The following is a 12,066-nucleotide window of genomic DNA, read 5'->3' on the forward strand; positions in this document are numbered from 1 at the left end:
AGGCTCGCATGTGGGATCCGTCCGTCTACCGCCGGTTCGGCGCCGAGCGTTCACGCCCCTTCTTCGACCTGGTCGCGCGGATCGGCGCCGAGCGTCCGCGCGCGGTCGTCGACCTGGGCTGCGGGCCCGGCGAGCTGACCCTGTCGCTGGCCGGACGCTGGCCCGGGGCTCGGCTCACCGGGATCGACTCCTCGCCCGAGATGATCGAGAAGGCCTCGGCCCACGGCGGTCCGGCCGATTTCCGTACGGGCGACGTGCGCGACTGGCACCCGGAGCCCGACGTCGACGTGCTGGTGACCAACGCGACCCTGCAGTGGGTGCCCGAACACCGTGATCTGCTCGTCCGCTGGACCCGCGAGCTGCCGCCCGGCGCCTGGCTGGCGATGCAGGTGCCGGGTAACTTCGGCGCGCCCTCGCACGTGCTGCTGCGTGAGGTCGGGAAGCGTTACGGCGTGAGCGACGTGCTGCGGGAGGCGCCGGTCGGTGATGCCGCCGACTATGCGGCACTGCTCGACGGGGCCGAGGTCGACGCGTGGGAGACCACCTACCTGCACCTGCTGCCGGTCGACGGGCCCGAGCACCCGGTGCTGCGCTGGATGGAGGGGACGGCGTTGCGTCCCGTCAAGGTCACGCTGGACGACAATGCTTGGCAGTCGTTCCGCGCCGACCTCGCGCGGGAGCTGACCGGCGCCTACCCGGCGACCGGGGGCTACGTCGCGTTCCCGTTCCGCCGCGTCTTCGTGGTGGCCCGGACCGCCTCATCGTAAGGGGACGAAGGGTGACATCGTTCATCGCCGGCCTGCCCAAGGCCGAGCTGCACGTGCACCACGTGGGCTCGGCCTCGCCGCGCATCGTGGCCGAGCTGGCCGCCCGGCACGAGGGCGCCTCGCCGGTGCCGGCCGACCCGGCCGCGCTGGCCGACTACTTCGCGTTCCGCGACTTCGCGCACTTCATCGACGTCTACCTGACCGTGGTCGACCTGATCCGCGACGACCAGGACGTGCGCATGCTGACCTTCGAGGTCGCCCGCGAGCTGGCCCGCCAGCAGGTCCGGTACGCCGAGCTGACCATCACGCCCTACTCCAGCGTCAAGCGCGGCATCCCGGCCAAGGCGTTCTGCGAGGCGATCGAGGACGCCCGGCGCGGCGCCTCGGCCGAGTTCGGCATCGACCTGCGCTGGTGCTTCGACATCCCCGGTGAGGCCGGGCTCGCCGCGGCCGAGCAGACCCTGGCCATCGCGCTCGAGGAGCGGCCCGAGGGCCTGATCAGTTTCGGGCTGGGCGGTCCCGAGATCGGTGTGCCCCGCCCGCAGTTCAAGCCGTACTTCGACCAGGCCCGGGCAGCCGGGTTGCACAGCGTGCCGCACGCCGGCGAGACCACCGGCCCCGAGACGGTCTGGGATGCCATCCACGAGCTGGGCGCCGAGCGCATCGGGCACGGCATCTCGGCCGCACGGGACCCGGAGCTGGTGTCCTATCTGGCCGAGCACCGCATCCCGCTCGAGATCAGCCCGACCTCGAACCTGCGCACCCGGGCGGTGGCCTCACTCGACGAACATCCGCTGGCCGCCCTGGTCGCCGCGGGCGTGCCGGTGAGCATCAACTCCGACGACCCGCCCATGTTCGGCACCACGCTCGAGAACGAGTACGCGGTGGCCGCGCGGCTGCTCGACCTCGACGACGACGGCGTGGCCGGACTGGCCCGTGCCGCCGTCTCGCAGAGCTTCCTCGACTCGTCCGGGAAGGCCAAGCTGCTCGCCGAGATCGACGCCTACGCCTTCAGTCAGGGCAGCCGGAGCGCATAGAGCGGTTCCTGCCAGATCGCCAGCACCACGACGATGCCGACGGTGAGCACGGAGATCCACCGGACGAGCCGTCGCCGGTTGAACCTGGCCGGGCCTTCCTCGGGCTCGGTCAGGGGCCGATCCAATGTGTCTCGCACAACGCCTCCCTAGTCCGGTACCGCCGTCCAACTCTGATAGCGCTGACCGTTGCCTGTCTGCAGGACGAGCACCCGGTGCGCGCCGAAACGCTGATCGCCCACGCCGGCCACGAGGTCGCCCTCGGCGGTGCGCAGGGTGAAGCCGTACGCCGAAGCCTGCAGCACCCACCGGGCGGCCGTGCTGTCGCAGGCGGTCTGCACCAGCGGCGCCCCGGCGACCGGCCGGCCGCCGACCGGGCCGGCGCATTTGCCGGTGGCCCGCGAGACCAGCGTGTAGCTCCGCTTGCCGGCCGGCACGAGTTTCCACTGCTGCTGGGCGTCGTCGTCGCTGCCACCGAGGGTCAGCGGCGTGCCGAGTGCGGTCCGGGCGGCGTAGAGGTCGGCCGCCCCGCCGGTGAGCGCGTTGGTCAGCGTGAACCACGAGTTCTGCGCGGGGCGGGCGGCCGGCGCTGTCTCGGCCGTGGCCCGCGCGGTGTACTTGCCGCCCGACTTGATGGTCACCTGGTATTTCGCGTCGGGCTTGAGACCGATCAGCCGGGCCCGGGTGGCCTTCGTCGTGGCCACCGGCTGACCGCCGACCGACACCTGATAGGTCGCCGTGGCCGAGGCCGCGCTCCAGGTGAGCCGGACCGAGCCGCTGGTCGCGTCGCGCACCTCGAGCACCGCCTGCACGGGCTCGGCCTGCACGCCGGCCGGCTCGGTCGGGGGAGCGGTGGTCGCGGCCACCGGCAACTGCTCCGGTGAGTCCGTGACGGGTGTCTCGGCCGGCGCGCTCGGCTCGGCCCCCGGCTCCTCGCCGGGGACGGTCTCGGTCGGGGTGACATCGGGGGACGGCGGAGCATCGCCGCCGCCGTCACCGGGGTCCGAGCCCGGCTCGTCGATCACCGTGGGGGTCGGCTCGGCGCTCGGGCTCGGGTCCGGCTGGGCCGGGGCTGAGCTCGGCGGGCTGGTCGGCGGCGGGGCGCCACCGGCGTCCGGGATGTCGTCGCCGCCGTCACTGCGCAGCAGGAACTCGCTCTTGGCGACGTTCCAGTTGGTGTCGAGATAGCTGCCCGGCTCCGGGTTGGTGTTGTAGTAGTCGTCGTGGCCGCAGTCGAGCCGCGTCTCGTGCTTCTTGGGGCAGACGTTGCGCACCTTGCGGCCCGAGCGGTCGGGCCCGCAGAGCAGGTCGTACTCGTCGACGCAGCCACCGGCCCCGCTCGCGTTGGGCGAGTCGATCAGCGACGCGCCCAGCGTGTGGGTCAGCTCGTGGGCGGCCATCGCCGAGCTCCAGCAGCCGGCGTCGACCCGGCCGTAGGAGGGACCGCCGTTGTTGCGGTTGCCCAGGCCGGGCCGCCGGTCGGCGATGTAGGTGGCGATGCCGCAGTACACCTTGGTGTCGGCGAAGATCAGGTATTTCCGGTCGGTGCGGTTGTAGCCGAGCTTGCGCAGCTCGTCGATGTTGCGGGTGAACGACGTCAGGCCGGCTGCGGGCAGCTCCACCTCGGACACGTCGACCCGGCACTGCGGGGTGGTCACGAACCGGACGTGACGGGAGCCGCCGGTCTCGCCCGCGCTCTCGTCGAAGATCTGGTCGACGCCGGCCGACCAGGTGCGGATCGAGCCCAGGAAGTCGGTGTAGCGGCTCGGGGTGCCGAACTCGTGCAGATAGAGCACCTGGACCCGCTTGCCGGTGCGCCCGTCGCCCTCGCAGGCCACGTCGTGCGCGCCCATGATGAAGTCGGCGTCGCCGGGAGCCGCGTCGGGCACCAGAGCCGGTGCGTCCGCGGTCAGCGCGCTGCCGCCCTCGTCGCGGGCGATCTCGGCGTCGGTCGGGGTGACCGCGGCACTCTCGAGGACCGGCGGCCGCGGCTCGGGTGATTTCGCGGTCACCGGGGCGACGTCGCGGCGCACCTCGAGCCCGGCCGGCGCCTCGTCGGGGCCGTGTGTGCAGTTCTGCTGGTCCAGTTCGTACGAGCCGGCGCACAGGGTGCCCGCCTTGGCCGGCTTGAGCCCGTCGTAGACCAGGCCCTGCTCGGGCTTGTCGGCCGGCACCGAGCTCAGCGAGAGGTTTCGCGAGCCGGGACCGTCGGAGACGCTCTGCACCACGCTCGGCCCCACCACCCCGCCGACGCCGAGCAGAGCCAGGCCCAGGGCGACCGGCAGCAACCGGTGCGGCTGCCGGGAGACGGCCCGGCGGTGCCCACGCAGGACCGGCGGGCGGTGCGGGGACAAGACCTCTCCTTGCCTGGCGGGGGCGCGGTGGGAGGTGGTTATGGGGGTGCCACCTCTCACCGCGCGGGAGCCTCGCCGGTTCGATGGTGCGGGCGCGGAACCGGGAAGCCGGATGGGATCGGTGGGAACCTTGCCACCCCGGCCCGCCCGGCGGAACGCCTTTAATACAGATCTAAGCAAGAGCTCGGGCCGATTCACTCGGATCGGGCCGGGCGGCCCGCCCGCTCCCGGGCCAGGCGCCCGACGAGACCGAACCGGCTGGCCTGTTTCGGCGTCGCCTCGGGGTCGGCGAACAGCATCACGACGCTGGCTCCGCCCATGGCCGCGCGGTCGAGGCTCACCGAGCCGCCCGCGGACTGCGCCGCGCGACGAGCGATGTCGAGCCCGAGACCGGTCGAACCCTGGTTGCTCTGGCCACGCTGCATTGCCTTCTCCGGATCGGGAATGCCGGGACCGGCGTCGTCGACACGCACAGCGATCCATCCGTCGCGCCGTGAGATGCCCACTTCGAAGGCCGTTCCCTGGGGGGTGTAGCGGAACACATTACCCAGAATCGCGTCCAGCGCGGCCGCCAATTCCGCCCGGGCGACCGGCACCGGGATGCGCATCTGCGCGCCGACCACCCGGTGGCTGCGGTTCTGGTCGCCGGCCAGGGCCGACCAGAACGTCATGCGCTCGCGCACGACCTCGCTGACGTCGCACACACCGGTCTCGGGCGCGGCCGCGACCTGGGCCGCGACCGCCTTGCGGGTGGTGTTGATGAGCTGGTTGACCTCGCCCTCGAGCGTGACGATGGCCTGCCGGATGCGCCGGATGCCGCGCCGGCGGTCGATCTCGTCGGGGCTCAGGCTGATGATCTGGGTGTCGTCCGGGTCGAGCGCCTCGGCGTCCAGGCGCAGCGCGGTCAGCGGTGTGCGCAGCCGGTGCGAGAGATCGGCCACCATCTCGCGCTCGTTGGTGCGCGAGGTGACCAGGCGGTCGGCCATGCGGTTGAACGCATACCCGGCCTCGGCCAGCTCGCGCGGGCCCGAGGGCTGGATGCGGACGCCGAGGTCGCCGCCGCCGACGGCCATCGCCGCCTGCACCAGGCCGCGGGCCGAGTCGACCGCGCCCCGGGCCAGCCGGTCGACCACGATGACACTGGCCGCGACCAGCACGAGCGCGATGCCCAGCAGGAGCCACCAGTCGCCCTCGCCGCCGTCGAGGTCGCCGTCGGGAACGAAGACCTCGACCACCGACGTCCGGCCGGCGACGGTGATCGGCTCGAGCCGGACCAGGCCGCCGTCGACGTCCTCGGTGACCGTCGAGCCGCTGGTCGCGGCGTGCCGCACCTCGTCACCCGGCGCGCGGCCGCCCGCGGTCTGACCGGGCGCGTAGACCCTGACCCGGTCGCTCACCCCGGCCAGGGCCGCGGCCAGGCCCTTGGGGCCGGCCCCGGCCGACAGCGCGCCGACGATCCGCGAGCTCTGCCGCTCGGCGGCCGCGAGGACCTGCTCGCGGTGGTCGTGGCGCAGCTCGAAGCCGAGCGGGACGAGGAACGCGAGAGCGGCGACGGTGGTGGTGGCGGCGGTGATGTAGGCCAGGCGGCCTCTCAGTCCGGCGCCACCAACCGGAATCCGACTCCCCGCACGGTGCGCAGGTAGCGAGGTTTCGCCGCGGACTCGCCCAGTTTCCGGCGTAGCCAGTACAGATGTACGTCGATCGTCTGGTCCTCGCCGACCGATGGCTGTCGCCATACCTCCTCCAACAGCTCACGTCGGGAAACCACCCGGCCCGGGCGGGCTGCCAGGTAGGCCAGCAGGTCGAACTCCTTGCGGGTCAGCGCGAGCGCCTGATCCGCCAGGGTGGCACTGCGCTCACCGACGTCGACCCGCAGCTCGCCGACCTCGTGCACGGCGGGCTGAGCGGTGCGGCTGGCCCGGCCGACGCGGCGCAGCACGGTGGCGATGCGCGCGTCGAGATGGGCGCCGGTGAACGGCTTGACCATGTAGTCGTCGGCGCCGGCCCGTAACAGCCGGACGACGGTCTGCTCGTCGTCGCGCGCGGTGGCGATGATGATCGGCACGTCGGTGATGCCGCGGAGCATGCGCAGGGCGTCCGACCCGTCGAGGTCGGGCAGCCCGAGGTCGAGCACGACCAGGTCGGGCGTCTCGGCGGCGACGCGCCGGAGCGCGTCCAGCGCCGTGCCGACGGCGTGCACGGCATGCCCCCGGTCGGCGAGCGAGCGAAGCATGGCACCGCGCACGACGTGATCGTCCTCGACGAGCAACACCGTGGCCATGCGAAGAAGGTACTGCGCCTGGCCAGCAGGGCCTAACCGGTGATGCAGGGACACCCTTCGATCACCGTACGTGATGGGATATCGTCCGTTGCGCCGATGTCGTTCACTCTTTTTCCCGATACACGCCTGGCGCTGGCGCTCGAGAGCCTGGCCGGCCTGAGCGTCGGAGACGCGCTGGGCGCTCAGCATTTCGTGCTTCCGGTCGACGTCGCGGATCCGCCGCCCCCGCCGTGGCCGTGGACCGACGACACCGAGGAAGCCTGCTGTCTGGTCGCCGTGCTCGCGGAGGGTGACTTCGACCGGGACGCGTTCGCCGAGCTGCTGGGCCGCCACCACGACCCCGGCCGGGGCTACGGCGCGGGCGCCGTGCTGATGCTCCGGGAGATCCGGGACGGCCTGCCGTGGCCGATCGCGGCCGCGGCCGCCTTCGACGGGCAGGGCTCGGCCGGCAACGGCGCCGCCATGCGGGCCGCCCCGCTCGGCGCCTGGCACGCCGACTCGCTGGCCCACGCGGCCGTGCAGGGTGCCCGCGCGGCCGAGGTCACCCATGCCCACCCGGAGGGCGTGGCCGGGGGAGTGGCGGTGGCGGTCGCCGCGGCCGTGGCGACCGCCGGCCGGCTCGACGGGCAACGGCCGGCGCTGCTGCGCGCGGTGGCCGCGCACACCCCCGACGGGCCCGTCCGGGACGGGCTGCGGGCGGCGATGCGATTGACCGACCCGCTGGCGGCGGCGGCCGAGCTGGGCACCGGCGCGCGGGCGAGGGCCCGGGACACGGTGCCGTTCGCCGTCTGGGTGGCCGACCGGTTCCTCGACGACTATCCGGCGGCGATCGCGGCGTGTGTCCGGGCCGGCGGGGACGTCGACACCACCTGTGCCATCGCCGGGGGCGTCGTGGCCGCGTACACCGGGGCCGGCGGCATCCCGCCCGGCTGGCTCGCGGCCCGCGAGCCGCTGCCCGCCTGGCTCCCCACCGCCACCGGCGAATAAGCTCCGGGGGTGAGCGACGAGGCTGAGCCCGACGGTTTGGAGCGGCTCTGGACGCCGCACCGGCTCGATTACGTCACGGGCGCCGACAAGCCGGCGGGTTGCCCGTTCTGCCGGGCCCCCGAGACCGACGATCTGGTGGTCGCGCGCGGTGAGCTGGTATTCGCGGTGCTCAACCTCTATCCGTACAATCCGGGCCACGTGATGGTCTGCCCCTATCGGCACGTCGCCGACTACACCGACCTGACCGAGGACGAGACGGCCGAGGTCGCCGCCTTCACGCGGACGGCGATGCGGGTGATCCGCTCGGTGAGCAGTCCGCACGGCTTCAACCTGGGGATGAACCAGGGCGCCGTGGCGGGGGCGGGCATCGCCGCCCACCTGCATCAGCACGTGGTGCCCCGGTGGGGCGGCGACGCCAATTTCATGTCGGTGGTCAGCCGCACCAAGGTGCTGCCGCAGCTGCTGGACGACACCCGCCGGTTACTGATCGAGGCGTGGCCGGCCCAAGGGCGAGCTTCAAGCTCGCCCTAAGGCTCGTACGCCCGCGGCGATGTCCTCCGGGCCGGGCGCGGTCGCCGGGTCGGTGAGCCACTGGGTCACCACGCCCGACATCAGCGCCATCTGGGCCGAGCCGACCGTGCGCACCGTCGCCTCGTCGAGCTGATCCTCGGGCGTGCCGGTGACCAGCGCGGCCATGCCCCGGCGCCCGGCCTGCACGCCCGCCGCCAGCTGGGCCCGCAGGTGCGGGTTGTGCTCGCTCTGGATCATCACCTCGACGCTGGCCAGCCACAGCTCGCGATGCGTCGTGATCGAGTGGATGACCCGCCGCCAGAACGCGACCACCGGATCCTGGTCGTCGCCCGCCGGCTCCTCGGCGAACGCGCGGCTCAGTTCGTCGCCCCAGTCCTCCATGGCGCCCAGCATGGCCGCGGTCATCAGCGCCTCGGTCGAGCCGTAGTGGTAGCCGATCGAGCCGAGATTGGTCCCGGACACAGCCACGATGTCGCGCGCCGTCGTGCGGGCGTAGCCCTTGTCGTACAGCGAGCGCTTCGCCCCCGCCAGCAGGTCTTCCCGATGCCCCATGGTTGTTCACCCTACGATCTATACAAACGTATAAGACGTTTGTATAGTAACGGCATGACTGAGATCCTGGTTTCCGGCGCCGGTGTCGCCGGCCCCGCCCTGGCCCGGCTGCTGACCCGTCAGGGCCACCACGTCACCGTCGTCGAGCAGGCGGTTTCGCTGCGCGAGGCGGGTTACAAGGTCGATGTCCGCGGCGCCGCCACCACCGTGCTGCACCGGCTGGGGGTCTATGAGCAGGCCCGGGCAGCCGACACGGGCATGCGCCAGATCACCTATGTCAACCGGACCGGCAAGCCGTTCGCCGCCCTCCCGGCCGACCTGATCATGGGGCGGCGCGGGGACGACCTCGAGATCATGCGGGGCGACCTGAGCCGGATCCTGCACGACGCGGCCGGTGCCGACTTCGCCTTCGGCGACTCGATCGCCGAGCTGCACGACGGGCCGGACGGGGTCGACGTGACCTTCGCGAGCGGGCGCACCGGGCGTTTCGGGCTGGTCGTCGCGGCCGACGGGCTCCACTCGGCCACCCGCCGGCGGGTGCTGGGCGACGTGCCCCTGCGCCACCTGGGCGGCTACCTCTCGATCTTCACCACCGCCAACACCCTGGGCATCGACCGCGAGGAGGTCATGTATGCCGAACCCGGGCGGCTGACCTTCGTCTATGCGATGGATCCGGCCGGCCCGGCCCGGGTCGGCATGATCTTCGCCGATCCGCGGGCCGGGCACGATCGGCGGGACGGCAAGCGGCTGGTGGCCGACGCGTTCGCCGGTGGCGGGTGGCGGACGGCGCAGTTCCTCGACGCGATGCGGGAGGCCGACGACTTCTACTTCGACTCGCTCAGCCAGGTCGAGATGCCGCGCTGGTCGTCCGGGCGGGTCGTGCTGCTCGGCGACGCGGCACACTGCCCGGCGCCCTCCTCGGGCCAGGGCACCAGCCTGGCCCTGGTCGGGGCGTGGGTGCTGGCCGAGGAGCTGGGGCGCGCCGGACACGTCGAGGCGTTCGCGGCGTACGAGCGGCGGATGCGTCCCTACGTGGCCAAGAACATGGAGTTCGGCCGCCGGATGGTCAAGGACATGGTGCCCGGCGGCCGGCTCGCGATCGGATTCCGCAACTACGGGATGCGCACGCTCAAGTTCCACCCGCGCAAGGAGCAGGTCATCGAGCGGGTGCTGGCGCCCCTGCGCGAGGCAGCCAACGCCATCACAGTCTGAGCGCCGACGTCATCGGCGGTCGAAATCCTTCTTGGCTCCCTCGGCCAGGTGGGAGGGCATCGGCTCGTGGCGGGCGTAGGTGCGGGTGAAGGTGCCCGAGCCCGAGGACAGGGCGCGCAGCTCCACGGCGTACCGGATCAGCTCGGTCGCCGGCACCTCGGCCCGCACCAGGCTGAAGGAGCCGCTGTCGTCGTTCTCGGTGCCGAGCGGCCGGCCCCGGCGCCCGGAGAGGTCGCTCATCACGGCCCCGACGTAGGTCTCCGGCACCCGCACCACGACCTCGTCGATCGGCTCGAGCAGCGTCACCTGCCCGGCCGCGGCGGCCTCACGCAACGCCAGCGCGCCGGCGGTCTGGAAGGCCGCGTCCGACGAGTCGACACTGTGAGCCTTGCCGTCGAAGAGGGTCACCCGCACGTCGACCACCGGATAGCCGGTGGCCAGCCCGCGCTCGAGCTGGGCCCGCACCCCCTTCTCGACCGAGGGGATGTAGTTGTGCGGCACCGATCCGCCGACCACCTTGTCGACGAACTCGAAACCGGACCCGCGTGGCAGCGGCTCGACGTGGATGTCGCAGACCGCGTACTGCCCGTGGCCGCCGGACTGCTTCACGTGCCGCCCGTGCCCCTTGGCGGCCGCGCCGAACGTCTCGCGCAGCGGCACCTTCACCGGCTCGGTGTCGAGCTCGACCCCGCCCGCGCGCAGCCGGTCGAGCACCACGTCGGCGTGCGACTCACCCATCGTCCACAGCACCAGCTGGTGGGTGTCGGCGTTGCGCTCCAGCCGCAGGGTCGGGTCGCCGGCGACCAGGCGGCCCAGGTTCTTGGCCAGCGCGTCCTCGTCGGAGCGGGTCTTGGCCACCACGGCGATCGGCAGCAGCGGCTCGGGCATCGCCCACGGCTCCATCAGCAGCGGCTGATCCTTGCTGCTCAACGTGTCGCCGGTCTCCGCCGTGCCGGACTTGGTGATCGCACAGATGTCGCCCGCGACGCACTGCCCGACCTCGCGCAGCTGGGCGCCGAGCGGGGAGTAGACGTGTGCCACCCGCTCGTCGGCGTCGTGGTCGGGGTGGCCGCGCTCGGCCAGGCCGTGACCCGAGACGTGCAGGGTCTGCTCCGGCCGCAGGGTGCCCGAGAAGACGCGTACGAGGGAGACCCGGCCCACATGCCGGTCGATGGTGGTCTTGACCACCTCGGCCACCAGCGGCCCGTCGGGATCGCAGTGCAGCGGCGGGCGCGGCGAGCCGTCCACCCCGGTGACCACCGGCAGGTCGTGCTCCAGCGGCGACGGCGCACCGCCGACCAGACCGTCGAGCAGCGCGTCGAGGCCGACACCGGTGCCCGCGCAGACCGGGATCACCGGATAGAAGTTGCCCCGGGCCACCGCCTTCTCCAGGTCCGGCACCAGGGTGTCGGTGCTGATCAGCTCACCGCCGAGGTAGCGGTCCATCAGCGACTCGTCCTCGCTCTCGGCGATGATGCCCTCGATGAGCGCGTTGCGGTCGTCGGCGATCGGGTTCAGGTGCTCGGGCTCGGCCTCGCCGGCGCGCGGCGGGTAACCCTCGGAGTAGTCCAGCACCCGCAACGTGATCAGGCCGATCAGGCCGGCCACGGAGTGACCGTCGTCGCCCAGCATGGGCTGATAGATCGGCATGACGTTCTCGCCGAAGGCGTCCTGGCAGTCGGCCAGGGTCTGCTCGTAGTCGGCCCGCGGGTGATCGAGCCGGGTGATCGCGACGGCGCGGGGCATGCCGACCGCGGCACACTCCTCCCACAGCGCGACCGTGGCGTCGTCGACCCCGTCGACCGCCGAGACGACGAAGAGCGCGGCGTCCGCGGCCCGCAGGCCGGCGCGCAGCTCCCCGACGAAATCGGCGTAGCCCGGGGTGTCGAGCAGGTTGATCTTCACCTCCTGGTGCACGAGCGGGGCACAGGCCAGCGCGACCGAGCGCTGCTGCCGCACCGCCGCCGGGTCGTGGTCCGAGACCGTGGTGCCCTCGGTCACCGACCCGGCCCGCGAGATCGTCCCGGTGGCCGCCAGCAGCGCCTCGACCAGGGTTGTCTTGCCCGAACCGGAGTGGCCCACCAGCACCACGTTGCGTACTCTGCCGGGCTCGGTCACCACCGGCGCCGTAGCGCCGTTGAGCCCCTTCTCCTGGGTCTTCTGCGCCATGGCGGATCTCCTGCCATCGTCCTGGGTGTTTTGCGGCTGGATCCGATGGAGCGGGTCGCTCTGTCGTTTCCCGACTGTTACGCCGCTGTTAGGGGAAATCCCACACCCGGCGCTGTCCGCCCCGCAACCCTATGTAGTCGCCAAACGTTCCGGCCTTGCCGGGGCGCGCCGACCTGGTC

Annotated in this window: 11 protein-coding genes; 5 read left to right on the forward strand and 6 right to left on the reverse strand. The window is 72.6% G+C overall.

Translation table 11 applies throughout. The features are described 5' to 3' along the window. Positions 1–8: 8 nt before the first annotated feature. Complete coding sequence (locus NAG42_RS36910; RefSeq protein ID WP_250036913.1) at positions 9–767, forward strand: trans-aconitate 2-methyltransferase; 759 nt, start codon at positions 9–11, stop codon at positions 765–767. Between the two features lie 11 nt (positions 768–778). Next, positions 779–1,804, forward strand: a complete 1,026-nt coding sequence (locus NAG42_RS36915; protein WP_250036914.1) for an adenosine deaminase — start codon at positions 779–781, stop codon at positions 1,802–1,804. Here NAG42_RS36915 and NAG42_RS36920 read toward each other — a convergent pair. From NAG42_RS36920 to NAG42_RS36935, 4 genes are all read right to left on the reverse strand, one after another. Beyond that, positions 1,783–1,941, reverse strand: a complete 159-nt coding sequence (locus tag NAG42_RS36920) for a hypothetical protein (RefSeq protein WP_250036916.1) — start codon at positions 1,939–1,941, stop codon at positions 1,783–1,785. The genes NAG42_RS36915 and NAG42_RS36920 overlap by 22 nt on opposite strands. A gap of 9 nt (positions 1,942–1,950) precedes the next feature. Further along, positions 1,951–4,155 carry an RICIN domain-containing protein gene (locus tag NAG42_RS36925; protein WP_250036919.1) on the reverse strand — a complete coding sequence of 735 codons (2,205 nt, stop codon included), beginning with the start codon at positions 4,153–4,155 and terminating at the stop codon, positions 1,951–1,953. Between the two features lie 194 nt (positions 4,156–4,349). After that, positions 4,350–5,612: a HAMP domain-containing sensor histidine kinase gene (locus NAG42_RS36930; protein ID WP_438872501.1), complete on the reverse strand. Its 1,263-nt coding sequence runs from the start codon at positions 5,610–5,612 to the stop codon at positions 4,350–4,352. Positions 5,613–5,746: 134 nt separating this feature from the next. Then, the gene (locus NAG42_RS36935) at positions 5,747–6,436 is read right to left on the reverse strand and encodes a response regulator transcription factor (protein WP_203382696.1); all 690 of its coding nucleotides are present in this window, start codon (positions 6,434–6,436) and stop codon (positions 5,747–5,749) included. Positions 6,437–6,532: 96 nt separating this feature from the next. Here NAG42_RS36935 and NAG42_RS36940 point away from each other — a divergent pair, with 96 nt between their 5' ends. Both NAG42_RS36940 and NAG42_RS36945 read left to right on the forward strand, forming a co-directional pair. After that, entirely contained in the window at positions 6,533–7,423 is an 891-nt protein-coding gene (locus tag NAG42_RS36940) for an ADP-ribosylglycohydrolase family protein (protein WP_250036921.1), read from the forward strand. A 9-nt stretch (positions 7,424–7,432) separates the two neighbouring features. Then, a complete protein-coding gene (locus NAG42_RS36945) occupies positions 7,433–7,954 on the forward strand; it encodes an HIT family protein (protein WP_250036923.1) in 522 nt (173 codons plus the stop codon). On the opposite strand, the gene NAG42_RS36950 is transcribed toward NAG42_RS36945, so the two are convergent. Beyond that, positions 7,940–8,506, reverse strand: a complete 567-nt coding sequence (locus NAG42_RS36950) for a TetR/AcrR family transcriptional regulator (RefSeq protein ID WP_250036925.1) — start codon at positions 8,504–8,506, stop codon at positions 7,940–7,942. The two genes, NAG42_RS36945 and NAG42_RS36950, sit on opposite strands and share 15 nt — an antisense overlap. Before the next feature lie 54 nt (positions 8,507–8,560). Between NAG42_RS36950 and NAG42_RS36955 the strand changes: the two genes are divergently transcribed. After that, the gene (locus tag NAG42_RS36955; protein WP_250036927.1) at positions 8,561–9,718 is read left to right on the forward strand and encodes an FAD-dependent monooxygenase; all 1,158 of its coding nucleotides are present in this window, start codon (positions 8,561–8,563) and stop codon (positions 9,716–9,718) included. Between the two features lie 9 nt (positions 9,719–9,727). Here the strand turns inward: NAG42_RS36955 and NAG42_RS36960 are convergent, their stop codons facing one another. After that, a complete protein-coding gene (locus NAG42_RS36960; RefSeq protein WP_250036929.1) occupies positions 9,728–11,887 on the reverse strand; it encodes an elongation factor G-like protein EF-G2 in 2,160 nt (719 codons plus the stop codon). Between the last annotated feature and the right edge of the window lie 179 nt (positions 11,888–12,066).

It is taken from the genome of Paractinoplanes maris, from assembly GCF_023544465.1.
Taxonomy (GTDB): Bacteria; Actinomycetota; Actinomycetes; order Mycobacteriales; family Micromonosporaceae; genus Actinoplanes; species Actinoplanes maris.

Coding starts and splice junctions, on each gene's coding strand:
- NAG42_RS36910 (WP_250036913.1), top strand. CDS start 9: ATGTGGGATCCGTCCGTCTACCGCCGGTTCGGCGCCGAGCGTTCACGC.
- NAG42_RS36950 (WP_250036925.1), bottom strand. CDS start 8,506: ATGGGGCATCGGGAAGACCTGCTGGCGGGGGCGAAGCGCTCGCTGTAC.
- NAG42_RS36935 (WP_203382696.1), bottom strand. CDS start 6,436: ATGGCCACGGTGTTGCTCGTCGAGGACGATCACGTCGTGCGCGGTGCC.
- NAG42_RS36955 (WP_250036927.1), top strand. CDS start 8,561: ATGACTGAGATCCTGGTTTCCGGCGCCGGTGTCGCCGGCCCCGCCCTG.
- NAG42_RS36940 (WP_250036921.1), top strand. CDS start 6,533: ATGTCGTTCACTCTTTTTCCCGATACACGCCTGGCGCTGGCGCTCGAG.
- NAG42_RS36960 (WP_250036929.1), bottom strand. CDS start 11,887: ATGGCGCAGAAGACCCAGGAGAAGGGGCTCAACGGCGCTACGGCGCCG.